This is a genomic window from Chachezhania antarctica, from assembly GCF_003646465.1.
Classification (GTDB): domain Bacteria; phylum Pseudomonadota; class Alphaproteobacteria; order Rhodobacterales; family Rhodobacteraceae; genus Chachezhania; species Chachezhania antarctica.
Map to the genome: position 1 here is coordinate 67,837 of NZ_QZEX01000004.1, position 22,703 is coordinate 90,539.

At 65.4% G+C, this 22,703-nt stretch carries 23 protein-coding genes; 13 read left to right on the forward strand and 10 right to left on the reverse strand.

Going from position 1 to position 22,703, the window contains the following annotated elements; all coding sequences use genetic code 11:
* Nucleotides 1-6 precede the first annotated feature (6 nt).
* Entirely contained in the window at nucleotides 7-477 is a 471-nt protein-coding gene (greA, locus tag D4754_RS09360; RefSeq protein WP_121062819.1) for a transcription elongation factor GreA, read from the reverse strand.
* Between the two features lie 219 nt (nucleotides 478-696).
* Nucleotides 697-1,074 carry a VOC family protein gene (locus D4754_RS09365; protein ID WP_121062821.1) on the reverse strand — a complete coding sequence of 126 codons (378 nt, stop codon included), beginning with the start codon at nucleotides 1,072-1,074 and terminating at the stop codon, nucleotides 697-699.
* 82 nt (nucleotides 1,075-1,156) lie between these two features.
* Here D4754_RS09365 and soxR point away from each other — a divergent pair, with 82 nt between their 5' ends.
* Complete coding sequence (gene soxR / locus D4754_RS09370) at nucleotides 1,157-1,627, forward strand: redox-sensitive transcriptional activator SoxR (protein ID WP_121062823.1); 471 nt, start codon at nucleotides 1,157-1,159, stop codon at nucleotides 1,625-1,627.
* On the opposite strand, the gene D4754_RS09375 is transcribed toward soxR, so the two are convergent.
* Nucleotides 1,624-1,932 (reverse strand): EthD family reductase, encoded by a 309-nt coding sequence (locus D4754_RS09375; RefSeq protein WP_121062825.1) that lies wholly within the window; start codon nucleotides 1,930-1,932, stop codon nucleotides 1,624-1,626. The two genes, soxR and D4754_RS09375, sit on opposite strands and share 4 nt — an antisense overlap.
* Before the next feature lie 440 nt (nucleotides 1,933-2,372).
* On the opposite strand from D4754_RS09375, the gene D4754_RS09380 reads away from it, so the two are divergent.
* From D4754_RS09380 to D4754_RS09390, 3 genes are all read left to right on the forward strand, one after another.
* A complete protein-coding gene (locus D4754_RS09380; protein ID WP_121062827.1) occupies nucleotides 2,373-4,025 on the forward strand; it encodes an electron transfer flavoprotein-ubiquinone oxidoreductase in 1,653 nt (550 codons plus the stop codon).
* Between the two features lie 285 nt (nucleotides 4,026-4,310).
* Complete coding sequence (locus tag D4754_RS09385) at nucleotides 4,311-6,017, forward strand: tetratricopeptide repeat protein (protein ID WP_121062829.1); 1,707 nt, start codon at nucleotides 4,311-4,313, stop codon at nucleotides 6,015-6,017.
* A complete protein-coding gene (locus D4754_RS09390; protein WP_121062831.1) occupies nucleotides 6,001-6,825 on the forward strand; it encodes a 4-(cytidine 5'-diphospho)-2-C-methyl-D-erythritol kinase in 825 nt (274 codons plus the stop codon). The genes D4754_RS09385 and D4754_RS09390 overlap by 17 nt, the downstream gene beginning before the upstream one ends.
* A gap of 23 nt (nucleotides 6,826-6,848) precedes the next feature.
* Here the strand turns inward: D4754_RS09390 and D4754_RS09395 are convergent, their stop codons facing one another.
* Nucleotides 6,849-7,847 carry a polyprenyl synthetase family protein gene (locus D4754_RS09395; protein WP_121062833.1) on the reverse strand — a complete coding sequence of 333 codons (999 nt, stop codon included), beginning with the start codon at nucleotides 7,845-7,847 and terminating at the stop codon, nucleotides 6,849-6,851.
* A gap of 120 nt (nucleotides 7,848-7,967) precedes the next feature.
* Here D4754_RS09395 and D4754_RS09400 point away from each other — a divergent pair, with 120 nt between their 5' ends.
* From D4754_RS09400 to D4754_RS09410, 3 genes are all read left to right on the forward strand, one after another.
* Nucleotides 7,968-8,183 carry a putative signal transducing protein gene (locus D4754_RS09400; RefSeq protein ID WP_121062835.1) on the forward strand — a complete coding sequence of 72 codons (216 nt, stop codon included), beginning with the start codon at nucleotides 7,968-7,970 and terminating at the stop codon, nucleotides 8,181-8,183.
* A complete protein-coding gene (locus tag D4754_RS09405) occupies nucleotides 8,180-8,962 on the forward strand; it encodes a tRNA1(Val) (adenine(37)-N6)-methyltransferase (protein WP_121062837.1) in 783 nt (260 codons plus the stop codon). Before D4754_RS09400 ends, D4754_RS09405 begins: the two co-directional genes overlap by 4 nt.
* 67 nt (nucleotides 8,963-9,029) lie before the next feature.
* The gene (locus D4754_RS09410; RefSeq protein ID WP_121062839.1) at nucleotides 9,030-9,194 is read left to right on the forward strand and encodes a DUF465 domain-containing protein; all 165 of its coding nucleotides are present in this window, start codon (nucleotides 9,030-9,032) and stop codon (nucleotides 9,192-9,194) included.
* On the opposite strand, the gene yddG is transcribed toward D4754_RS09410, so the two are convergent.
* The 4 genes from yddG to D4754_RS09430 all read right to left on the reverse strand — a co-directional run bounded on the left by yddG (nucleotide 9,163) and on the right by D4754_RS09430 (nucleotide 13,368).
* Nucleotides 9,163-10,065 carry an aromatic amino acid exporter YddG gene (gene yddG, locus D4754_RS09415; protein WP_121062842.1) on the reverse strand — a complete coding sequence of 301 codons (903 nt, stop codon included), beginning with the start codon at nucleotides 10,063-10,065 and terminating at the stop codon, nucleotides 9,163-9,165. The genes D4754_RS09410 and yddG overlap by 32 nt on opposite strands.
* 160 nt (nucleotides 10,066-10,225) lie before the next feature.
* Complete coding sequence (gene phbB, locus D4754_RS09420; RefSeq protein ID WP_121062844.1) at nucleotides 10,226-10,948, reverse strand: acetoacetyl-CoA reductase; 723 nt, start codon at nucleotides 10,946-10,948, stop codon at nucleotides 10,226-10,228.
* A 147-nt stretch (nucleotides 10,949-11,095) separates the two neighbouring features.
* Nucleotides 11,096-12,271: an acetyl-CoA C-acetyltransferase gene (locus D4754_RS09425; protein WP_121062846.1), complete on the reverse strand. Its 1,176-nt coding sequence runs from the start codon at nucleotides 12,269-12,271 to the stop codon at nucleotides 11,096-11,098.
* Nucleotides 12,272-12,474: 203 nt separating this feature from the next.
* Complete coding sequence (locus D4754_RS09430; RefSeq protein ID WP_121063377.1) at nucleotides 12,475-13,368, reverse strand: EAL domain-containing protein; 894 nt, start codon at nucleotides 13,366-13,368, stop codon at nucleotides 12,475-12,477.
* Nucleotides 13,369-13,532: 164 nt separating this feature from the next.
* Here D4754_RS09430 and D4754_RS09435 point away from each other — a divergent pair, with 164 nt between their 5' ends.
* The gene (locus tag D4754_RS09435) at nucleotides 13,533-14,105 is read left to right on the forward strand and encodes a DNA-3-methyladenine glycosylase I (protein WP_121062848.1); all 573 of its coding nucleotides are present in this window, start codon (nucleotides 13,533-13,535) and stop codon (nucleotides 14,103-14,105) included.
* A 113-nt stretch (nucleotides 14,106-14,218) separates the two neighbouring features.
* Here D4754_RS09435 and D4754_RS09440 read toward each other — a convergent pair whose 3' ends face one another.
* Entirely contained in the window at nucleotides 14,219-14,782 is a 564-nt protein-coding gene (locus D4754_RS09440) for a TlpA family protein disulfide reductase (protein WP_240453823.1), read from the reverse strand.
* Between the two features lie 28 nt (nucleotides 14,783-14,810).
* Between D4754_RS09440 and argH the strand changes: the two genes are divergently transcribed.
* From argH to D4754_RS09465, 5 genes are all read left to right on the forward strand, one after another.
* Nucleotides 14,811-16,202 (forward strand): argininosuccinate lyase, encoded by a 1,392-nt coding sequence (gene argH, locus D4754_RS09445; protein WP_121062852.1) that lies wholly within the window; start codon nucleotides 14,811-14,813, stop codon nucleotides 16,200-16,202.
* A 115-nt stretch (nucleotides 16,203-16,317) separates the two neighbouring features.
* Entirely contained in the window at nucleotides 16,318-16,638 is a 321-nt protein-coding gene (locus D4754_RS09450; protein WP_121062854.1) for a DUF2834 domain-containing protein, read from the forward strand.
* Nucleotides 16,639-16,745: 107 nt separating this feature from the next.
* Nucleotides 16,746-17,177 (forward strand): L,D-transpeptidase, encoded by a 432-nt coding sequence (locus D4754_RS09455; protein ID WP_205589613.1) that lies wholly within the window; start codon nucleotides 16,746-16,748, stop codon nucleotides 17,175-17,177.
* Between the two features lie 244 nt (nucleotides 17,178-17,421).
* On the forward strand, nucleotides 17,422-18,687 hold the full coding sequence (lysA, locus tag D4754_RS09460; protein WP_121062856.1) for a diaminopimelate decarboxylase: 1,266 nt from the start codon (nucleotides 17,422-17,424) through the stop codon (nucleotides 18,685-18,687).
* Nucleotides 18,688-18,772: 85 nt separating this feature from the next.
* Complete coding sequence (locus D4754_RS09465; protein ID WP_121062858.1) at nucleotides 18,773-21,343, forward strand: TIGR02302 family protein; 2,571 nt, start codon at nucleotides 18,773-18,775, stop codon at nucleotides 21,341-21,343.
* A 272-nt stretch (nucleotides 21,344-21,615) separates the two neighbouring features.
* Here D4754_RS09465 and D4754_RS09470 read toward each other — a convergent pair whose 3' ends face one another.
* Nucleotides 21,616-22,635 carry a ribose-phosphate pyrophosphokinase gene (locus D4754_RS09470; RefSeq protein ID WP_121062860.1) on the reverse strand — a complete coding sequence of 340 codons (1,020 nt, stop codon included), beginning with the start codon at nucleotides 22,633-22,635 and terminating at the stop codon, nucleotides 21,616-21,618.
* Nucleotides 22,636-22,703: the final 68 nt, after the last annotated feature.

A 22,703-nucleotide genomic window follows, 5' to 3' on the forward strand; every position in this document is an offset into this window, starting at 1 on the left:
CCTCCCTTAAACGTACATTATCTTGAGGATCTCGTAGGCCCGGTCGCCGCCGGGCGTGCGGACCTCGACGCTGTCGCCTTCCTCCTTGCCGATCAGGGCACGGGCGATGGGCGACTTGATGTTCAGAAGCCCGTTCTCGATGTCGGCCTCGTGCTCGCCCACGATCTGCCAGGTCGTTTCCTTTTCGGTGTCCTCGTCGACCACCGTCACCGTGGCGCCGAATTTGATCGTGCCGGACAGTTTCGCCGTGTCGATCACCTCGGCCAGGCTCAGAACGCCTTCCAGCTCCTTGATGCGGCCTTCGATGAAGGACTGCTTTTCGCGCGCCGAGTGGTATTCGGCGTTCTCGGACAGGTCGCCATGTTCGCGTGCCTCGGCAATCGCCTTGATGATCGCGGGGCGTTCGACGGACTTCAACTGCTTCAGTTCGGTCTCGAGCGCGGTATGGCCCTTCCGGGTCATCGGTACTTTTTCCATTCTCTCTCTTCCACGCTTGGTGCCGCGCGACTTTCTTGTTCGCGCAAATGGTGCGCCCCGCCGCGACAAGGCGACGGGGCGAATGTTCAGTCGGAAGATATCTGAACAAGTCTGAGGCGGTTTTGCAAGGGGAGTGCCACGGGTCCCGGCACAAGCTGGGGCGGAAGCCGGGCTGGAATCAGCCCGATCGGCGCCCGAATGCCGGTTGTGCGGCGCCGGTCAGGTATACGAGATGATCTCGAATTCGATTCCGTCGCCGTCGTTGAAATAGAACCGCCGGCCCGGTTCGTAATCGGCGTGATTGAACGTATCGAAGCCGTGGGCCCGAACGCGGGATTCGGTGGCATCCAGATCGGCCACTTCGACACCGACATGGTTCATCCTGCCCATGCCGCCTGGGGCCGGTCCTTCGCGCTTTTCCGCAGAACTGGGCGTGGAAAGCGCGAGATAGGCGTCATCGGTGCCGACATGGACCGTCCGCCCGTCACGGGCCTTGCCCGCCCAGCGGATCTTCCAGCCGAAGACATCGCACATCCAGGCGGCGGTGGCGTCGTTGTCGGAAACGGTGAAATTGACGTGTTCGAGAGTGCCAGACATGGGACTTTTCCTTTCATGGAAATCGGGTTGCACTCCCAGTCGTAATTCCTCAAGCTAACTTGAGGTCAAGGGGTTTTGAGGCATGGCAGTATCGGATGGATTGGCGATCGGAATGCTGGCGGAACGGACCGGGCTCGCCGTCTCGGCGATCCGGTACTACGAGGAGCAGGGACTAATCCGGCCCTGGCGCAACGCCGGCGGCCAGCGGCGGTTCGGGCGCGCGGATATCAGGCGGCTGAGCTTCGTTATGATCGCCCAGAAGATCGGGCTGACCCTGCCCGAAATCCGCGCGCTGCTGGACACGCTGCCCGGCGGACGGACGCCCAACAAGCGCGACTGGGAAAAGATGGCCGCGGCCTTCCGGGCGCATCTGGACGCCCGGATCGCGGAACTGGAACACCTGCGCGACAATCTCGACGGCTGTATCGGTTGCGGGTGCCTGAGCCTGCCGAGCTGCGCGCTCTACAACCCGAAAGACAGGATGGCGGCGCGGGGGACCGGCCCGCGGTTCCTGCTGGGGGACGCCTACGAACCGGCCGAGGCGCCCGGTTAGGCGACCACTTCGCCGAACAGCATCTGCGGCTGGGCGTTGTAGAAGTTCGGAATATCCTTCACCGCGGCGCCCGAGGCCTTCAGGGCTTCGTCCATGGTGGCCTGATCCTTGAACGTCATCGTGGCGATGGCGTGAAAACCCGGCGCCACGCCGGGGCCGCCGGCGACGCCTTTCGTGACGATGGTCGTCTCTACGTGCGGGCCCATGGTTTCGCCGACAATCTTCATATGGGTGGACAGGTAATAGTCGTGATCGAAGGTGCTGCCTTCGGTGGCGGGGTAGATGACTTGCATGGATACGGGCATTTCTGGCTCCTCCCTGGGGCGGCATCTGCGCCGCGGCCGGGAGTGTCCCGGTTGGTAGCACTAAGACAGAGAGCATGCCGCGCGTCAAAGTCCACCGGTCCGATGGGGGCTCTGCCCCCGCTCGCGCCGGCGGCGCGGATTCCCCCGGAGTATTTTTCGAAGAAAGAAGAAGGGCAGGCGCCCTCCCGTTCTTCTTTCTTCCCAAGTACTCCTGCCGGAGGCAGACCGATCCGCGAGACGTCTGAACGGGTCGCGGAACCGGGCGGGGTGGTGGGGCGTTGTGCATGAGACGCGAAGATGAGAAAATGCAGGCGATCAGGTCTCTTTGCCGCGCAGGAAAGTTGCGCGAAGCAATTGACCTTAGCAATGAAGCAACGATAGTCAGTCGCGACCACAAGCAACACTGACAGATGTCAGGCGCCACAGGAGGGAGTGCCGGAATGGCCGAGATCGAACGCGAGGCAATGGAATACGACGTGGTGATCGTCGGCGCCGGACCGGCAGGTCTGTCGGCTGCGATCCGTCTGAAGCAGCTCGACGCCGATCTGAACGTGGTGGTGCTGGAGAAGGGCTCGGAAGTGGGGGCGCATATCCTGTCGGGCGCCGTGCTGGACCCGTCGGGGTTGACCCGTCTGATCCCGGACTGGAAGGAAAAGGGCGCGCCGCTGAACGTGCCCGTCAAGGAAGACAATTTCTACGTGCTGGGCGAGGCGGGCCAGTTGCGGCTGCCGAACTTCATGATGCCACCGCTGATGAACAACCACGGCAACTACATCGTTTCGATGGGCAATGTCTGCCGCTGGATGGCCGAACAGGCCGAGGAAATGGGCGTCGAGATCTTCCCGGGCATGGCGTGTTCGGAAGTGGTCTATGGGGAGAACGGCGAAGTGAAGGGCGTGGTCGCAGGCGAGTTCGGCCGGAACCCCGATGGCACGCCGGGTCCATCCTACGAGCCCGGCATGGAATTGCACGGCAAGTATGTCTTCCTGGGCGAAGGCGTGCGCGGATCGCTGTCGAAGGAAGTGCTGGCGAAATACGATCTGGCCAAGGATTGCGACGTGCCCAAGTTCGGCCTGGGCATGAAGGAGATCTGGGAGGTCGACCCGGCCAAGCACAATGAAGGCGAGGTCACCCACACGATGGGCTGGCCGCTGGGCTGGAAGAATTCGGGCGGTAGCTTCGTCTACCATCTGGACAACAACCAGGTCTATGTCGGCTACATCGTCGATCTGAACTACAAGAACCCGTACCTGTACCCGTACATGGAATTCCAGCGGTTCAAGCATCACCCGAAGATCGCCGAGCTGCTGAAGGGCGGCAAGCGCGTGGCCTATGGCGCGCGGGCGGTGACCAAGGGCGGCTTCCAGTCGATCCCGCGGGTGGCCTTCCCGGGTGGCGCGCTGATCGGCTGTTCGGCCGGGCTGGTGAACCTGCCGCGGATCAAGGGCAACCACAACGCCATGCATTCGGGCATCGAGGCGGCCGAGGCGGCCTTTGCCGCGATCGGCGCGGGCCGTGGTGGCGACGTGCTGGAAGACTACGACACCGCGCTGCGTGAAGGCCCGGTGGGCAAGGATCTGAAGACGGTGCGCAACGTAGCGCCGCTGAACGGCAAGTTCGGGCCGCTGGGCGGTCTGGCCCTGGGCGGCTTCGACATGTGGGTCCAGACGATCTTCGGCGGGTCGTTGTTCGGCACCATCAAGCACGGCAAGACCGATGCGAAGGCAACCGAGCGCGCGGAATGGCACAAGCCGATCGACTATCCGCGTCCCGATGGCGTGCTGAGCTTCGACCGGCTGACGAACGTGAGCTTCTCGATGACCAATCACGAGGAGAACCAGCCGGCGCATCTGAAGCTGAAGGATCCGGAGATCCCTGTCGCGGTCAACCTGCCCGATTTCGCGGGGCCGTCGGCACGGTATTGCCCGGCGGGCGTCTACGAGTTCGTCGAGGAAGAGGGCAAGCCCGCGCGCTTTGTGATCAACTTCCAGAACTGCGTGCACTGCAAGACCTGCGATATCAAGGACCCGAGCCAGAACATCGACTGGACCACGCCGCAGGGCGGCGACGGGCCGAATTACCCGAACATGTAAAGCCGCGTCGGGCCGCGGATCGCGCGCGCGGGCGGCCCGCCCACCCGACCCTCGGGCGGATGCTGACGCATCCGCCCAGCCGCCCGCGCGCGCGATCCGGGTGTTCAGGGATGTCCTGCACAGCACGCACGGCCGGTCAGGTCTGCGTGAGATCTGTCACATTTGGCTGAACTTTGCCGTATCCCGGCCCGATTGTGGGGGCCGCGGGCATTGCTACCCGGCGGTGACAGGCCTAGCTTGTGCAGCATGGTTAAGCTTCAGGGAATGACATCCGTGTCGACAGGTATGCTCCGGGGGGTCGCTTTCGCGGTCCTGGCTTCACTTTCACTGCCGCAGGTGGTCGCTGCCGATGTGCGCTCTGGCGCGTATCTGGCGGGCCGGCAGGCGCTGATGGCGAACGATTTCGATACGGCCGCCCGCCAGTATGGCCGGGCGCTGGAAGTCGATCCCGACAACAGTTTCCTGACCGAGAACACGATCATCTCGTTGCTGGCCCTGGGGCGGGTTGCCGATGCGCTGCCCTATGCCGAAGCGCTCCACGAGGCTGGCGGCGACCGGCCGCTGGCACGTTTGACGATCCTGGCCAACCTCGCCAAGGCCGGGGACTGGGACGGCATCCTCGAGATTGCGACGAACGCACCGGACAGCGATCCGATCAGCCGCAAGCTGATGGCGGCCTGGGCCTATGTCGGCAAGGGGGATCGCGATGCGGCCATGCCCCTGTTCGAGGATATGAAATCCGACGCGGGTCTCGCGGTGCTGGCACAGTTCCACAAGGCATTGGCTCATGCCTACCTGGAAGAATACGATGCGGCGGCCAAGCTTTTTGCTGAGGTCGACCGCAGCCTTTTCCGGACCCGTCGCGGGGCCATGGCACGGGCCGAGATCCTGTCGCAGCTTGGCCGGAACGACGAGGCGCTGGAACGGCTGGCCGAAGCCTTCAGCGGCGGGTTCGATCCGGGCCTGACGGCAATGGCGGACGAGCTCGCGGCGGGCGAGACACTGCCCTTCACCACGGTACAATCACCGCAGGACGGCATTGCCGAACTGCATTTCGCGCTGTCGCTGATGCTCGATTCGAAGGAGACGGAGCTTCTGTCGATGATCCAGTCGCGGCTGGCGGCGCACCTGCGGCCCGATCATGTCGACGCGGTTCTGCTGACGGCCGACATGCTGGACGGGCTGGGGCAATACGACCTTGCGGTCGACACCTATCGCGACGTGCCGCGTGACAGCCCGGATTTCTACGCCGCCGAACAGGGCCGGGCCGAGGTGCTGGGCCGCGCCGGTAAGCCCGATGCCGCGATCGAGGTGCTGGAACGCCTGTCGAAGGATTATCCGACTCTGCCGACCGTCCATGCATCGCTGGCCGATTTCTACCGGACCGAGGGTCGGTTTGCCGACGCCGCGCGCGCCTATGACCGGGCGCTGGAGTACACCGAAGAGGACAGCGCGATCCGCTGGGCCTACCTGTATTCCCGCGGGATCGCGCTGGAGCGGATGTCGGAATGGGAGCGGGCCGAGGCCGATTTCCGGGCCGCGCTGGACATGCAGCCGGGCCATCCGATGGTGCTGAACTACCTTGGCTATTCGCTGGTCGAGAAGCAGCAGAACCTGGAAGAGGCGCTGGGGATGATCGAGGAGGCCGTGGCCGCCCGGCCCGAGAACGGCTTCATCGTGGATTCGCTGGGATGGGCGCTCTATCGCCTGTCACGGTACGAGGAAGCGGTGGCACATATGGAACGCGCGGTGGCGCTGGAACCGGTGGACCCGGTGATCAACGACCACTTGGGCGATGTCTACTGGGCCGTGGGCCGGATGCGGGAGGCCGAGTTCCAGTGGAAGCGCGCGCTCTCCTTCGTCGATACCACGGATGAAAACGGCGAGGCCGATCCCGACCGGATCCGGCGCAAGCTGGAGATCGGGCTGGACGCGACACTGGCCGAGGAAGGCGCGCCGCCGCTGAAAGTGGCGGATGGCAACAAGAACTGAGGCTTTCGCACCGGCGAAAGTCAACCTTGCACTGCATGTCACCGGGCGTCGGGCGGATGGGTACCATCTGCTCGACTCGCTTGTTGCGTTTGCCGATATCGGTGACCGGATCTTCGTGGACGATGGCAAGGGGCTGACCCTGTCTGTCACCGGGCCGCGTGCGGCAGGCGTTCCAACCGGACCCGAAAACCTTGTGCTGCGCGCAGCGACGGCTGCGGGCGTAAGGGATGCCGCGATCACACTGGAAAAGCATCTTCCCGCCGCCGGCGGAATCGGGGGCGGGTCGTCGGATGCGGCGGCGACCTTGCGTGCCTGCGCGGAGCGGTTCGGTGCGGGTTTGCCGTATGTGCTGGCGCTGGGGGCGGATGTGCCCGTCTGCATGACCGCGCGCGCGGCGCGGATGTCGGGGATCGGCGAGGTGGTGGAGCCTTTGGACGGGTTCCCGGATGTGCCGGCCGTGCTGGTCAATCCCGGGATCGAGGTGCCGACAGGGGCGGTCTTTGCCGGCTTGCAGCGGCGCGACGGCCAACTGATGGAAGACTTGGTTTCGTGGACGGATGTCCCGGCGCTGGTTGCATGGCTGGACAGGCAGCGGAACGATCTGGAAGCACCGGCCTTGAAAGTTGCACCGGCAATTGGCGATGTGCTTGGCGCGTTGCGGCAGGCGGGTGCGGCACTCGCGCGAATGAGCGGATCAGGCGCGACCTGTTTCGGGATCTTCGAAACGCGAGAGCAGGCAGATGCGGCGTCATGGACGCTGGCATCGGAAAACCCGGTCTGGTGGGTGGCGCCAACCGTATTGCGCTAGTCGCGCGCGGTCCTTGTGACGGGTCAGGCCAGGCGGGAGACCACGAAGTCCGCGAGGTCGGAGAGGATATCGCGCAGTTCGTGCGCAGGGCAGGGGGCAAGCGCGGAACGGGCGGCAGCAGCCCAGCGATAGGCTTCGTCCCGTGTTGCCGTCAGCGTGCCATGACGGTTCATCAGCGCGAGCGCATGGTCGAGATCGCCGTCCTGTTGCTTTCCGTCGGCGATGGTGCGCTGCCAGAACGCACGCTCCTCGGCATCTGCGGCGGCGATGGCCTTGATCACGGGCAGCGTCAGCTTGCGTTCGCGGAAATCGTCGCCCACGTTCTTGCCCGTGGCGGCGCTGTCGCCCTGGTAATCCAGAAGATCGTCGGCGATCTGGAACGCGATGCCCAGCGCCTCCCCGTAATCGCGCAGGCCATTGATCGTCTCGGGCGCGGCATCGGCGATCATGCCGCCGACCTCGGTCGCCGCGGCGAAGAGCGCGGCCGTCTTGCCCCTGATGACCTGCATGTAGATCGCTTCGGTCGTTGCCAGATCCTGCGCGGCTGTCAGTTGCAGCACTTCGCCTTCGGCAATCGTGGCGGACGCATTGGCCAGCACGCCCAGGATCTCGATCCGCCCGGCCTCGACCATCAGCTGGAAGCTGCGTGAAAAGAGGAAATCGCCGACCAGAACGCTCGACTTGTTGTCCCACAGCAGGTTCGCCGTGGGCCGTCCACGCCGCTGGTGGCTTTCGTCGACCACGTCGTCGTGCAGCAGCGTGGCGGTATGGATGAATTCGACCGTCGCGGCCAGGGTCACCGCGTGGGGGCCTTCGTAGCCACACATGCCCGCGGCGGCGAGCGTCAGCATCGGCCGCAGCCGCTTGCCGCCGGCTTCCACCAGATGGGCCGTGACCTCGGGGATGCGCGGCGCGTGTTCCGAGCCCATGCGGGTGCGGATCAGGGTGTTGACGGCGTCCATCTCGCTCGCGAGGGCATCGGCCAGCCGGTCCTGCGGTTTGGCAATCGTGCGGGTATCCATAGGTTCCCTATCCAAAATCTCACGCGAGCGTGACGGCTGTCCGTTCCGGTCGTGGACGCCGCCGGCGGCCTATCCCGGCGGGGCTCGACAGGCGCCCGGGAGCGGCCTATTCCCGTTCCCATGAAAGAGCTTCTGCGCAGCACCGACCCGACCATCATGGCCTTCGCCTCGGCCCTTCTCCAAGGCGAGGGTATAGAGTCGTTTCCACTGGACGTAAATATGAGCGTCCTTGAAGGCGGCATAGGCGCATTGCCGCGGCGGATGATGGTGCGCGAAAGCGATTTCGATCGAGCGTTGATCGTGCTGGCCGACAACGATATCCCGCGCGGGCTGTGACCGGGTTTGCCGATAGTGACCTGAGCGAGGATGCCTTCCTGGGCGGCGCGCTGAAGCTGCTGCAACCGCGCCGGGGCTATCGCGCCGGGGTGGACCCGTTGTTGCTGGCAGCGGCGGTGCCTGCAACGCGGGGGCAGAGCGTTCTGGAACTGGGGTGCGGCGCGGGGGCCGCGATCCTGAGCCTGGGGTCCCGTGTGCCCGGGCTGTCGCTGACGGGCGTCGAAGTGCAGGACCCTTACGCCGATCTTGCGCGCCGCAATGCGGCGCGGAACGGGCTGGAGATCGAGGTTCATACCGCCGATCTGGCGGCGTTGCCCCGGCCGCTCAAGGCGCGAAGTTTCGATCACGTGATCGCCAACCCGCCCTATTTCCGCGCCGGCGCCCATCTGCCGGCCGATGATGCGGGCCGCGCGATGGCGCTTGGCGATACGGCGCCCCTGCCGCTCTGGATCGAGGTGGCGGCGCGGAGGCTGAAACCAAGGGGCTATCTGCACCTGATCAACCGCACCGACCGGCTGCCAGAGATGCTGGCGGTCGGAACGGCCCATCTGGGATCCATCGAGGCGCTGCCTCTGTCTGCACGCTTGGGGAGAGCACCCGAATTGGTGATTCTCCGTATGCGGAAAGACGGTCGCGCGCCGTTTCGACTTCACGCGCCTGTGATCCTGCACGACGGCGACAGGCACGTGCAGGATGGTGCCGACGATTACCGGCCTGAAATTGCGGCAGTTTTACGTGAGGGAGCGGCGTTGTTATGGCCTTCGCAACCTTTCACGTAACTCTTTGATGACAGAATCGCTGACCTGTGGTCAACTTTCCTTCGGCAGCAACGGAATGGAGAGTCCCATGAGCATGGAATCGCATCTGGTCGAGCTGAAGAAAAAGCACGAAAATCTGGAACATCGTCTTGAGGCCGAGGAGCGGTCTCCTGCGGCGGACCGGCTGGCAATTTCCCAGATGAAGAAGAAGAAGCTGCAACTCAAGGACGAGATCCAGAGGCTTTCGCACTAGCAAACCTCCCGGCGCGCATGCTGGCCAATGCAGCTAGGCCCGCGCCGCCCGTGATCAGAACGGCGGCCAGCGCCAGTGACCAGCTTGGCGCTGCGATGCCGGTCACGACAAGTATCAATGTAGACATCAGCGGTGCGGCGTAGGACGCCGTGCCCACTAGCTGGATATCGCCGCGTTTCACGCCGATGTCCCAGACAAAGAAGGCAAGGCCCACCGGGCCCAGCCCAAGACCCAGCGTCGCGGCCCATCCAAGGGCGTCCTGTGGCCAGACGGTCTCTTCCAGAACAAGGTGCAGTGCGGCCGACAGGGCCGCGCTGGCCAGGCAGAACACCGCGACGGATGCCGTTGGCGCATCGCCGAGACGGCGGGACAGTACCGAGTAGCCCGACCATGTCAGCGCGCAGAGCATCGCCAGCCCGTAGCCGGGCAGGTATGTGGCGCTGAACCCCGTCGCCCCGCCCGAGATGATGACGGCCGCTCCGGAAAAGCCCAGAAGCGCCCCGGTCAGGTGGCCCGGCCGCAGGCGTTCGCCGGGCAGCAATCCCGACAGCAGTACTATCAACAGCGGCCAGAGATAGGCGATCAGCCCCGCTTCCGCTGCGGGTGCCAGGCGCAGGGCCGAGAAGTAAAGCGCATGATAGCCGAACAGACCGATGGTTCCGAAGGCATAGATACGCAGCGGCACGGCGCGCAGCTGCCTCAGCCCGCCGTCCATTGCGGTCCAGATCAGGCCGATCGCTCCTCCCACGGCAAAGCACAGCGCATTCAATAAAAGCGGCGGCACCGGGGCGGATCCCACGGTGAACAGCGCAAGAAGCGCCCACAGAAGGACGGCAATGAAACCGATGGCTGTCGCGCGGGATCGTGTCATGTCGGGCGGATATCAGGCTGGGGCGGGAAGTACACGCCCCCGGCGCCCCTGCGCCGGATCGCGGCCGAGATGGCCCGGCGCGCGCGCAAAGCGCGCGCTGCCGGGGTGGACGGGTTGGGGCCGGCGAGGGCGCGATTGCGCCGCCCGCCGCGGGACCCTACTAGACGAAGAACTGACCGCCATTCGCGGTGATGGTCGAGCCGTTGATGAACGCGGCATCGTCCGAGGCCAGGAACACCACGCAGCGTGCGATCTCTTCCGGTTCCCCCAGTCGTCCCGTCGGGATCTGCGCGATGATCGACTCGCGGACCTTTTCCGGCACCGCCATGACCATGTCCGTGGCGATGTAGCCAGGGCAGATCGCGTTTGCGGTGATCCCCTTGGCCGCACCCTCCTGTGCCAGAGACTTCACGATCCCCAGATCGCCCGCCTTGGTCGCGGCATAGTTCACCTGCGCGAACTGGCCCTTCTGACCATTGATCGAACTGATCACCACAACCCGGCCGAAGCCGCGTTCACGCATGCCCGGCCACAGCGGGTGCACGGTGTTGAAAACGCCGGTCAGGTTGGTGTTCACCACGTCGTGCCACTGGTCCGGCGTCATGCGGTGGAACGGTGCGTCACGGGTGATGCCGGCATTGGCCACGACCACTTCGATCGGGCCCAGATCGGCTTCGACCTGCGCCAGACCGGCCTTCGATTCCTCGTAGTCGGCCACGTTCCACTTGTAGGTTTTGATGCCGGTTTCGTCGGTGAATTTCCCCGCCGCTTCATCGTTACCGGCGTAGCTGGCGGCCACCGTGTATCCGGCGTCCTTCAGGGCCCTGCTGATGGCCGCGCCGATTCCGCGGCTACCGCCGGTCACTAGTGCTACGCGAGACATATGGTTGGTCCTCCAAGTTGGCTGTGTAATCTTGTTAAGCCGTTACCGGCTATCTGCGCAATAATCTTTCGTGCGCAAAAAGAAACCTGCGGCAATTGCCGCAGGTCTCCAAAAGCATAGTGCGTGTTTTTCGTGCTGTGGGCGCGATCAGTCGCGCTGAATGCACATCGCCACACCCATGCCGCCGCCGATGCAGAGCGTCGCCAGCCCCTTCTTGGCGTCGCGGCGTTTCATCTCGAACAGCAGCGTGTTCAGGACCCGCGCGCCCGAGGCGCCGATCGGGTGACCGATGGCAATGGCGCCGCCGTTCACGTTCACGATCGACGGATCCCAGCCCATGTCCTTGTTCACGGCACAGGCCTGCGCGGCGAAAGCCTCGTTCGCTTCGACCAGATCGAGATCTTCGGGCTTCCATCCCGCCTTCTCCAGGGCTGCGCGCGAGGCATAGATCGGGCCCGCCCCCATGATGGACGGGTCGAGACCCACCGTGGCGAAGGAAACGATTCGCGCCAAGGGTTCGATCCCGCGCTTTTCGGCATTGTCGGCGGACATCAGCAAAACGGCAGCCGCGCCATCGTTCAGGCCCGAGGCATTGGCCGCGGTCACGGTGCCGTCCTTGGTGAAAGCCGGGCGCAGTTTCTGCATCGTCTCGATATTGGCGCCTTCGCGGATGTATTCGTCATGGTCGAAGATGATCTCGCCCTTGCGGGACTTGATCGTGACCGGGACGATCTCGTCCTTGAACTTGCCGGCCTTCTGGGCGGCTTCGGCCTTGTTCTGCGAGGCGACGGCGAATTCGTCCTGCGCTTCGCGGCCGATCTGCCATTTCTCGGCGACGTTTTCGGCCGTCTGGCCCATGTGGTAGCCGTTGAAGGCATCCCACAGACCGTCGCGGATCATGGTGTCGATATAGGTCATGTCGCCCATCTTGTGCCCGGTGCGCAGCATCGCGGCATGGGGGCTCAGCGACATGCTTTCCTGCCCGCCGGCGGCGACGATATCGGCGTCGCCCAGCTGGACATGCTGGGCGCCAAGCGCCACGGCACGCAGGCCCGAACCGCAGACCTGGTTGATGCCCCAGGCCGCGCTGGACTGCGGCAGGCCGGCATTGATATGGGCCTGGCGAGCGGGGTTCTGGCCCTGCGCCGCGGTCAGGACCTGGCCCAGGATCGTCTGGTCGACATCGGCCTTGTCGATGCCGGCGCGTTCCACGATGGCTTCAAGTACGACCTTGCCAAGGTCATGGGCCGGCGTGGTGCCGAGCGTGCCGCCGAAACTGCCGACGCCGGTACGCGCCGCGGATGCGATAACTACATTGGTCATGTTTTGTCCTCTGCCAACCTGGGGTCAGAATTACCCTGAGCGCTTGTGCGGGCAATCGGTCCTCCGTCGAACGGGGCCTTTGTTCGGCACCGTTCCTCCCGCGCCCATGATTAACGGTGTTACCGGAATGCTGCACCTGCGGCAACTGCAGGCTGCATCCGCGATGGCGCTGCAGCATCGAATCGTGATCCGGTTTGCCCGGGTCAGGCGCGATCTTCGCCGCCCGGGGAATCCCATGGCGGCCGGATTGTCGGCGCACCGAAGCCATAGCCTTGCAGCAGGTCGATACCGGCCTGGGCCAGGTAGAGTGCTTCTTCCTTCGATTCGACGCCCACCGCCATCACGCCCATGTCGAAGGCGCGGGCGGTGGCGGTCAGCGCCTGCACAAGGGACTGGTTGTCGGGTTGCAGATGGATGTCGCGAACGAACTGGCTGTCGATCTTGACCGCATCGAACAGGCTGTCGCGCAAGGTGCAGAACATGGTCGGCCCGGCGCCGACTTCATCCAGCGCGAAGGCGATGCCATAGCCTGCGATCCGGTGCATGAAGTCGCCGACAAGATCCGGCACGACGGCCAGCGACGGTTCCGACATTTCCAGCGTGAGACGCGCGGCGAGCGACGCATCGCGGCGGAGCGCGCGGTCAAGGATCTGCGTCCATCGGCGGTACCCGGCAGATCGCGCCGACATGTTCAGCGAAAGCCGCAGACCCGGGGTGCGTTCCAGCGCGCGCAGACCCAATGCCAGCGCGGCGCAGTCGATCTCCCGCCCCAGTTCGGCGGTTTCGGCCGCGTCCATGAAATCCCGTGCGGGAATCGGTCGGCCCGCCGGGTCCAGCACGCGGATCAGCCCTTCGTGAAAGACGGTACGATGCGGCGGGCGGGCTTCGACGACCGGCTGGTAGGCCAGCAGGCAGTTCTGGTGCTTCACCGCCTCGGACACCGTGCGCATCAGGTCGCGGTCGCGCAGTTCGACGGCCATGTCGAGCGGGCTGACCGAATGGCCACGTTTGCGTTCGGGGCGGGCGTGGGCCGCACCGGAATCGGCCGGCGCGCCACCGGGCCAGGCGCCATCGCGCGGCGAAGTGTTCGAGTTCATGCGCCACATGGCTGCGGGGTCACCTTGCTTGCGTCCAGGGCCGCAGCATCGCCTGAAAACATCAATCCCGGCTTAACCGGTGGCCTGGGCCGGATGGCTTGGGCATAGTCGCGGTGCAGGGGCTGCCGAGACGCGCGCGCCTTCGGGACTGGTGGAGTGAGACAATGACACGGTGTGCCTGGGTGGGCTCGGACGAGATCTACATCGCCTATCACGACGAGGAATGGGGCGTGCCGGAATGGGACAGCCGAGCGTTGTGGGAGAAGCTGGTGCTGGACGGGTTCCAGGCCGGGTTGAGCTGGATCACCATATTGAAAAAGCGGGAAAATTTCCGCGAGGCCTTTGCCGGGTTCCGCCCCGAGATCGTGGCGGGATGGGGCGAGGACGAGGTGGCAGGGCTGCTGACCAATGCCGGCATCATCCGCCATCGCGGCAAGATCGAGGCCACGATCACCAATGCGCAAGCGTGGCTGGAGATCGAGAAAGACGGCGGATTCGACCGGTTCCTGTGGGATTACATGGGCGGCACGCCGCTGCAGAACCGGTTCCGGTCGATGGCCGAGGTGCCGACCTCGACCGATTTATCCCTTCAAATTTCGAAGGATCTTAAGAAACGGGGCTTCAAGTTCTGCGGGCCCACCATCGTCTATGCCTTCATGGAGGCGGTGGGGATGGTCAACGATCATGAACTGGGCTGCCCGCGTCACGCGGAGGTGGCGGCATTGGCCCGGCGTTAGAGCAAGGCCACACGCGCCCCGGGCGGCCCGCCCGCCCGACCCCCGTCGGCCTGACCCTGCGGGACAGGCCTCCTCGCCGTCCGGGGCGCGCGCGGCCATCGCGCGGGGGGATTTCAGCTTTCGGGGCCGGCGATCAGGGCGGCGACGATGGCGCGGGCACTGTCGGAATGCCATGCAGCATCGCCGCGGAGGCGGGCGACTTCCTGGCCGTCAGGGTCGATCAGCACGGTGATGGGCAGGCCCAGGATCCCCATCTCGCGCGCGAGAGCCGAGTTCGGATCCTGCGTGCGGGGCAGGTCGGTGATGCCGTTTTCATCGAAGAATTTGGTGATGCCTTCGGGCGAATTGCGGCCCGTGGCGATTGTCACCACCTCGAAATCCTCGCCGCCGAATTCCTGTTGCAGGGCGTTGAGCTCCGGCATTTCCTTGCGGCAGGGCGCGCACCATGTGGCCCAGAAGTTCACGAGCACGTACTTGCCGGAATAATCGCCCAGCGTCACCTCGGCCCCGTCGGGGGCGAAGAACGGAACCAGCGGCACCGGCTGGGGCGCTGAGAAGACAAGCTTTTGCATGTCACCCTCGCGGAGGGCCTCGACCGAGGACAGGTCGGCGGCCAGCGCGCCATTTGCACAGAGCGCGAGCGAGAGATAAAGAGCGGCGAAGCGGATCAGGCGCACGAGACGATCTCCCAAAGGATTGCAGAACATGTCAGACACGACCTCGAACCAGATGTGGGGCGGACGCTTTGCCGCCGGGCCGGATGCGATCATGGAGGCGATCAATGCCTCCATCGGATTCGACCGCCGGCTGGCCGCCCAGGATATTGCCGGTTCGAGGGCCCATGCCGCGATGTTGGCGGCGACGGGCATCCTCAGCGATAAAGATGTGGACGCGATCCGGGAAGGGCTGCTCACGGTGTTGTCAGAGATCGAGGGCGGGACCTTCGCCTATTCGACGGCACTGGAAGACATCCACATGAACGTGGAAGCCCGCCTGAAGGAGCTGATCGGCGAACCCGCCGGACGCCTGCATACAGGGCGCAGTCGCAACGACCAGGTGGCGACCGACTTCAAGCTATGGGTCCGCGATCAGCTGGATGCCGCTGCGGAAGGGCTGCAGGCCCTGATGCGGGCATTGGTCGCGCAGGCGGAAAGCGGCGCCGACTGGGTGATGCCGGGCTTCACCCATCTGCAGACCGCACAGCCGGTGACATGGGGCCATCACATGATGGCCTATGTCGAGATGCTGGGTCGCGATCTGACCCGTGTCCGCGATGCCCGCGCCCGGATGAACGAATGCCCGCTGGGGGCGGCGGCCCTGGCCGGGACGTCCTTTCCGATAGACAGGGACATGACGGCCCAGGCGCTTGGGTTCGACCGGCCGTCGGCGAATTCACTGGATGCGGTCAGCGACAGGGATTTCGCGTTGGAATTCCTGTCGGTGGCGTCGATCTCGGCCATGCACCTGTCGCGGCTGGCGGAGGAGCTGGTGATCTGGTCGTCGGCGCAGTTCCGCTTCGTGACGCTCAGCGACCGGTTCTCGACCGGATCGTCGATCATGCCGCAGAAGAAGAACCCCGACGCAGCCGAGCTGATCCGCGCCAAGGTGGGGCGGATCTTCGGTGCCAACGCGGCGCTGATGATGGTGATGAAGGGCCTGCCCTTGGCCTATTCCAAGGACATGCAGGAAGACAAGGAACAGGTCTTCGACGCTGCCGACAACTGGATGCTGGCGCTGGCGGCGATGGAAGGCATGGTCCGCGACATGAGCGCCAACCGTGACGCGCTCGCCGCGGCGGCCGGGGCGGGCTTTTCCACCGCGACGGACCTGGCCGACTGGCTGGTCCGCGTGCTGGGCCTGCCCTTCCGCGAGGCGCACCACGTCACGGGGAGCCTTGTGGCCATGGCCGAAAGCCGCGGCTGCGATCTGCCGGATCTGAGCCTGTCCGACATGCAGGGCGTCTGCGCCGGCATCACCGAGGACATTTTTTCCGTGCTCGGGGTGGAAAACTCGGTCAACTCGCGCATGTCCTATGGAGGAACGGCGCCCGCGCAGGTGCAGGCGCAGGCCGAACGGTGGAGATCGGTGCTGGGATGACGCGACTTCTGATCGGACTTCTGGCATTGGGCGCGCTGGCGATGGCAGGTTGCGGCGTGGACGGGGAGCCCGAGCGACCCGCGGCGCTGTCGGCTGACGCCACGCGGGTGGCCTGATGTTGCGCTGGGTGTACCTGGCGCTGGCGATCTGGGGTGCGGTGCACCCGATGGCGTGGTTCGTGCGCTGGTTCCGCGATAACGGTGTGGATCTGGGCGGCATGGTCGATGCCTGGCACGCGAACGCGGCCACCAGCGGTCTGGTCTGGGACCTGACCATTGCCGCGATTGCCCTGACCGTCTTCGTGATCGCCGACTGCGCGGCGCGGCGGGCCTGGATCGGGCTGATCGCAATCCCCGCTACCTTCGGTATCGGGGTCAGCTGCGGGTTGCCGCTGTTTCTCTTTCTGCGGAGCTTCCGGACAGCGGATCGCTCTTAACGGGTGCGAAACCGCGTTTCCTGCTTTCGGTTGATTAACAGGACCGTTTTTCGCTTTGTGGCGGGTATCCTGAAACTGGAGGCCGGCCGGAAGGCGCGGGAAACGGTATGCCTGTCATCATGCGAATGCTCTTGTCTGCAGCCCTGATCCTGTGCCTGTGGGTACCGGCCGTGCGGGCGTCGTCATTGATCGCCTATGTTGATCTGTCGGATCAGCGAATGACGGTAATGCGCGACGGCTACCGGCTGTACGACTGGCCGGTGTCCAGCGGGCGGAGCGGGTACCGCACGCCCGTGGGCCAGTACTCGGCGCAGTGGCTGTCGAGGCATCACCGGTCGCGGAAATACAACAATGCGCCGATGCCGCATTCGATCTTCTTTCATGGCGGCTACGCGATCCACGGCACGAACGATCTGGCGCGGCTGGGACGGCCGGCATCGCACGGGTGCATCCGGCTGCATCCCGATCACGCCGCGATGCTTTTTCAAATGACGCAAGAGGCGGGCACGCAGAACATGCGTGTCGTGATCGTGCAGTAGGCTTCCGGGTTGAGCGGCCCGTGGTTTCAGTCTACGTCCCGTGGCTGAAGAGTTGAAACGCCCGTCCGGGAATCCGGGGACCGGGACAGGTGGCAGGCCGGGGGATCGCGCCCTCGGCGGGCCCACCCGCCCACCCACGTCGGATCCCTCCGGGATCCGCCGCACCCGCTTCGGGCGCGATGGGGCGCGTGCCGCGCCCCGGGACGGGTTTCGACGGGCTGCGCAGAAGGGCGGACGGTACGGGATGGATCATTTCAACTACGCCCAGGGCATCCTGCATGCCGAGGATGTGCCCATCCCGGAGATTGCCGCGGCCGTCGGTACGCCGTTCTATGTCTATTCCACCGCGACGTTGCTGCGGCATTACCGGCTGTTCGACGAGGCGCTGGACGGGATCGACCATCTTGTGTGTTACGCGATGAAGGCCGCCGGCAACCAGGCGATCCTGAAGACGCTGGCCGCGGCTGGCGCCGGCATGGACGTGGTTTCGGCCGGGGAATATGCCCGCGCCCGCGCCGCCGGCGTGCCGGGCGACAAGATCGTGTTCTCGGGCGTCGGCAAGACCGAGGCCGAGATGCGTACCGCGCTTGAAGGCGGGATCCGGCAGTTCAACGTCGAATCGGAGCCGGAGATGGAGGCGCTGAACCGGGTCGCCCTGTCGCTGGGCGTCAGCGCGCCGATCACGATCCGCGTCAATCCGGATGTCGATGCGAAGACCCATGCCAAGATCGCCACCGGCAAGTCGGAGAACAAGTTCGGCATCCCGATCTCCCGCGCGCGGGACGTGTATGCGCAGGCCGCGAGGCTGGACGGGATCGACGTGGTGGGGATTGACGTCCATATCGGCAGCCAGCTGACCGAGCTGGAGCCGTTCGAGCTGGCCTACGCCAAGGTCGCCGAACTGACGGAGGTTCTGCGCGCCGATGGCCACGATATCCGGCGGCTGGATCTGGGCGGCGGCCTGGGCATTCCCTACACCCGCGCCAATACCGCGCCGCCGCTGCCGGTGGAATACGGCGCGATGATCAAGCGCACGCTGGGCCACCTGGGCTGCGAGATCGAGATCGAGCCGGGCCGCCTGATCGCGGGCAATGCCGGGCTGCTGGTCGCCAGCGTGATCTACCTGAAATCGGGGGAGGACCGGGATTTCCTGATCCTTGACGCGGCCATGAACGACCTGATCCGCCCGGCCATGTACGACGCGCATCACGATATCGTGCCGGTGGAAGAACCTGCCGCCGGCATCGAACAGCGCGCCTTCGACGTGGTGGGCCCCGTCTGCGAGACCGGCGACACCTTCGCCCGCCAGCGCATGCTGCCGCCTGTGCTGCCGGGCGCGCTCGTCGCCTTCCGGTCGGCCGGTGCATACGGTGCCGTCATGGCAAGCGAATACAACGCCAGGCCGCTTATTCCGGAAGTTCTGGTGAAAGATGATCAATTCGCGGTTATCCGCCCACGTCCGACCATTGACGAGATGATAAATCGCGATAGCCTCCCCGAGTGGCTATGATGCGACATATCGCGCCGTCGCGCGCGATCTAAACAATGTTTCGGGAGACTGGCCCCGAACATTCCATCCGCTCTCGGGAGATCTGATGGCTGACCGTTCCGGTTCCGATCCACGCCTGCGCCCGCTTCGGCTTGTGCTGGGGCTGACCCATGCCGGCCTGATCGCCGAACGTCTGCTGCGGGCGTTCTGGCCGTTCCTGTCGGTCGTGATGCTGGCCTTTGCCCTGCCGATGCTGGGCGCGCACGAGATCCTGCCTCTGGAAGTCGTCTGGGGCGTCGCCGTTCTGCTGGCCGTGGGGGCGCTCGCGGGTCTCGGCTATGGCATCTGGCGCCTGCGCTGGCCCAACCGGGCCGATGCATTGGTGCGGCTGGATGCGGCCATGCCGGGGCGGCCGATCCAGGCGATGCTGGACGCGCAGGCCACGGGTGGCGCCGATGCGCAATCGCGCGCGCTGTGGCGGGCGCACCAGGCCCGGATGGAAGCCCGCGCGGCAGGCGCCAAAGCGGTCGAGCCGGATCTGAAGCTGAACCGGCAGGATCCGTTCGGCCTGCGCTACATGGCGCTGCTGTTTCTGGTCATCGCGTTCCTCTTCGGATCGATCTGGAAGGTGGAAAGCGTACGCCAATTGACGCCGGGTGGTGCTGCCATCGCGGGCGGCCCGGCCTGGGAAGGCTGGGTGGAACCGCCGCGCTATACCGGGCTGCCGACGCTCTATCTGGCCGACATCGAAGGCTCGGACCTGTCGGTCCCCGAAGGAAGCCGGATCACGTTGCGCCTGTATGGCGAGGTCGGCGACCTGACCGTATCGGAAACCGTGTCGGGCCGGACGGAAGACGTGCCTTCTGCGGCCGATGCGCAGCAGAGCTTCGAGGTCGCGCAACCGGGCGAGCTGTCGATTGACGGCGCAGGCGGGCGCAGCTGGGACGTGACCGTGGTCGATGACGCAAACCCGGAGATCGAGGTCACGGGCGAGGCCGAAGTGCAGCCCACGGGGGCCATGAAACTGCCCTTCGCCGCCGCCGACGATTACGGTGTGTCGAGCGGGCAGGCGACCATCGCTCTCGACCTCGACAATATCGACCGCCGCTATGGGCTGGCGGCGGAGCCCGATCCGAGGGAGGAGATCACCGTGGATCTGCCGATGCCCCTGACCGGCGGTCGTGAAGCGTTCGAAGAAGCGCTGATCGAGGATTTCTCGGAACATCCATGGGCCAACCTGCCGGTCACGGTAACGCTTTCGGCCATCGACGATCTTGAACAGGTGGGGGAGGCCGCGCCCTTTGAAACACGGCTGGCGGGCCGCCGGTTCTTCGATCCGATGGCCGCGGCGGTGATCGAGATGCGCCGCGATCTTCTGTGGTCGATGTCGAACGCGCCGGACGTGGCGATGATCCTGCGCGCTGTCTCCAACCGGCCCGAGGACGTGTTCCGTTCGGAAACCGCATACCTGCGGCTGCGCGTTGTCCTGCGGCGGATGGAGACCTTCACACAATATGGCATGTCTGAACCGCAGCGCGAGGAGATCGCGCAGGCGCTTTGGGATCTGGCCCTGCTCTTGGAAGACGGCGATCTGGGCGATGCGCTGGAACGGATGCGCCGGGCGCAGGAGCGGCTGAGCGAGGCGATGCGCAACGGGGCGAGCGATCAGGAGATCGCCGAACTGATGCAGGAGTTGCGCGAGGCGACCGACGATTACCTGCGGCAGCTGTCGCGGCAGGCCCAGAACCAGGGCGAACAGCAGGAAGGCCAGCAATCCGGCGAGATGATGCAGATGACGCAAGGCGATCTGCAGCAGATGATGGACCGGATCCAGGAGCTGATGGAGCAGGGCCGCATGGCCGAAGCGCAGCAGGCGCTGCAGGAGCTTCAGCAGATGATGGAGAACATGCGCGTCACGCAAGGCCAGGGGCAGGGCGGCCAGTCGCCGGGCGAGCAGGCGATGGAAGATCTGGCGGAAACCTTGCGCGACCAGCAGGGCCTGTCGGACGAGGCGTTCCGCGACCTGCAGGAACAGTTCAACCCGAACGCACGCTCCGGCGAGCAACAGGGCAACGAGGGCCGTGACGGCAACATGGGGCGCGGCCAGCAGCATGGCCAGGGGCAGGGTCAGGGCCAGCAGGGGCAACCCGGCGACGGTCAGGGCCAGAACGGCATGCCGGATGAAGGCACGCTGACGGAACGTCAGCGCGCGTTGCGGGACGAATTGAACCGCCAGCAGGGCAACCTGCCGGGCGCGGGTACGCCGGAAGGCGACGCGGCGCGCGACGCGCTGGATCGCGCGGGCCGGGCCATGGAAGGCGCCGAAGAGGCGCTGGAAGGCGACGATCTGGCCGGCGCCATCGACCGCCAGGCCGAAGCGATGGAGGCCCTGCGTGAAGGCATGCGGCAACTGGGCGAAGCCATGGCCCAGCAACAGCAGCAGAACCAGAACGGCCAAAGCAACCAGCAGGGCAACCAGCAGGCCCAGAACCGCGATCCGCTGGGCCGCCGATCAGGTACAAACGGCACGATGTCGACAGAGGACGGACTGCTTCAGGGCGAAGACGTCTACCGCCGCGCGCGCGAGCTTCTGGACGAAATCCGCCGCCGGTCGGGACAGGGCGAACGACCGGACGTCGAATTGGAATACCTGAAACGTCTGCTTGAGCGGTTCTGACGATGGTGCGTGGAGACCACGCACCCTACGGTGAAATCCCAGGGCGTCCCGGGGCTTCTTTGGTCCACAAATACCTCGGGGGAGACGCGCCACAGGCGCGGCGGGGACAGAACCCCCGTTCTGACGGTCAGGCCATGTCTCGCGGAGGGCAGATCGCGCCCTCGGGAGCCCACCCGCCCAGCCCCGGCGGCCACCTGCGGTGTCCGCCGGCCCCCTCGGGCGCGATGCGGCGCGTGCCGCGCCGCGGGGCAGAAACCGACGCCCGGTCGGGCTCAGTCCATCGTGTAGAGGGATTCGTAGATCGGCGTCAGCGTCCGGTCCTCGAACAGCGAGGAGACCGAGGTGCCGTTCCAGATGTTCATGATCGCCTGCGCGAAGATCGGCGCCGTGGGGATGATGCGGACATTGGGCGTGGATTTCACCGGTTCGGGCGCCTGGATCGTGTCGGTGATTACCAGCGTCTTCAGTTGAGAGCCTGTCACCCGCTCCACCGCCGGGCCGCTCATCACGCCGTGGGTGACATAGGCATGCACCTCGCTCGCGCCGTTTTCCAGCAGCACGTCCGCCGCCTTGCAGAGCGTTCCCGCCGTATCGCACATGTCGTCGACGATCAGGCAGATCCGGTCTTCGACATCGCCGATCACCGTCATCTCGGCCACTTCGCCGGGCTTTTCGCGCCGCTTGTCGACAATGGCCAGCGGTGAGTTGATCCGTTTCGCCAGCTCGCGCGCCCGCGCCACGCCGCCCACGTCGGGGGACACGACCGTCAGCTTGTCGAGCCTGTCGCGGAACTGCGTCCGGATATCCAGGCTGAAGATCGGCGAGGCATAGAGGTTATCCACGGGAATATCGAAGAATCCCTGGATCTGGGCGGCGTGCAGATCCATCGTCAGGACCCGTTCGATGCCCGATCCCGTCAGCATGTTCGCCACCAGCTTTGCGGAAATCGGCGTGCGCGCCTTGGTGCGTCGATCCTGCCGTGCATAGCCGAAATAGGGGATGACGGCCGTGATCCGCGAGGCCGATGACCGTTTCAGCGCGTCGGCGATGATCAAGAGTTCCATCAGGTTGTCGTTGGCGGGGTTCGACGTCGGTTGGACGATGAACATGTCCTCTCCGCGGACGTTCTCGAACACCTCGACGAAGATCTCCCCGTCATTGAAGCGTTCGACCCGGGCGTTGACGAGCCCGGTATGCACGCCGCGGTGCAGTGTCATCCGCCGCGCGATCGCTTCGGCGAGAGGCAGGTTGGCGTTCCCAGCAATCAGCTTGGGTTCGGTCAAGGTGGTCATGCGATGGGGCCCCTGTCTCGTGCCGTCTGTGACAGATTCGTGATGTGGGTTCCGCTTAGCATGGTGGC

Excerpts from the sequence above, each read along its gene's own strand:
- yddG (WP_121062842.1), bottom strand. The coding sequence starts at position 10,065 with ATGACACGATCCCGCGCGACAGCCATCGGTTTCATTGCCGTCCTTCTG.
- greA (WP_121062819.1), bottom strand. The coding sequence starts at position 477 with ATGGAAAAAGTACCGATGACCCGGAAGGGCCATACCGCGCTCGAGACC.
- D4754_RS09470 (WP_121062860.1), bottom strand. The coding sequence starts at position 22,635 with ATGACCACCTTGACCGAACCCAAGCTGATTGCTGGGAACGCCAACCTG.
- D4754_RS09435 (WP_121062848.1), top strand. The coding sequence starts at position 13,533 with ATGACACGGTGTGCCTGGGTGGGCTCGGACGAGATCTACATCGCCTAT.
- argH (WP_121062852.1), top strand. The coding sequence starts at position 14,811 with ATGTCAGACACGACCTCGAACCAGATGTGGGGCGGACGCTTTGCCGCC.
- D4754_RS09410 (WP_121062839.1), top strand. The coding sequence starts at position 9,030 with ATGAGCATGGAATCGCATCTGGTCGAGCTGAAGAAAAAGCACGAAAAT.
- lysA (WP_121062856.1), top strand. The coding sequence starts at position 17,422 with ATGGATCATTTCAACTACGCCCAGGGCATCCTGCATGCCGAGGATGTG.
- D4754_RS09455 (WP_205589613.1), top strand. The coding sequence starts at position 16,746 with ATGCCTGTCATCATGCGAATGCTCTTGTCTGCAGCCCTGATCCTGTGC.
- phbB (WP_121062844.1), bottom strand. The coding sequence starts at position 10,948 with ATGTCTCGCGTAGCACTAGTGACCGGCGGTAGCCGCGGAATCGGCGCG.
- soxR (WP_121062823.1), top strand. The coding sequence starts at position 1,157 with ATGGCAGTATCGGATGGATTGGCGATCGGAATGCTGGCGGAACGGACC.
- D4754_RS09430 (WP_121063377.1), bottom strand. The coding sequence starts at position 13,368 with ATGAACTCGAACACTTCGCCGCGCGATGGCGCCTGGCCCGGTGGCGCG.
- D4754_RS09400 (WP_121062835.1), top strand. The coding sequence starts at position 7,968 with ATGAAAGAGCTTCTGCGCAGCACCGACCCGACCATCATGGCCTTCGCC.
- D4754_RS09385 (WP_121062829.1), top strand. The coding sequence starts at position 4,311 with ATGCTCCGGGGGGTCGCTTTCGCGGTCCTGGCTTCACTTTCACTGCCG.
- D4754_RS09395 (WP_121062833.1), bottom strand. The coding sequence starts at position 7,847 with ATGGATACCCGCACGATTGCCAAACCGCAGGACCGGCTGGCCGATGCC.
- D4754_RS09450 (WP_121062854.1), top strand. The coding sequence starts at position 16,318 with ATGTTGCGCTGGGTGTACCTGGCGCTGGCGATCTGGGGTGCGGTGCAC.
- D4754_RS09390 (WP_121062831.1), top strand. The coding sequence starts at position 6,001 with ATGGCAACAAGAACTGAGGCTTTCGCACCGGCGAAAGTCAACCTTGCA.
- D4754_RS09425 (WP_121062846.1), bottom strand. The coding sequence starts at position 12,271 with ATGACCAATGTAGTTATCGCATCCGCGGCGCGTACCGGCGTCGGCAGT.
- D4754_RS09380 (WP_121062827.1), top strand. The coding sequence starts at position 2,373 with ATGGCCGAGATCGAACGCGAGGCAATGGAATACGACGTGGTGATCGTC.
- D4754_RS09365 (WP_121062821.1), bottom strand. The coding sequence starts at position 1,074 with ATGTCTGGCACTCTCGAACACGTCAATTTCACCGTTTCCGACAACGAC.
- D4754_RS09375 (WP_121062825.1), bottom strand. The coding sequence starts at position 1,932 with ATGCCCGTATCCATGCAAGTCATCTACCCCGCCACCGAAGGCAGCACC.
- D4754_RS09465 (WP_121062858.1), top strand. The coding sequence starts at position 18,773 with ATGGCTGACCGTTCCGGTTCCGATCCACGCCTGCGCCCGCTTCGGCTT.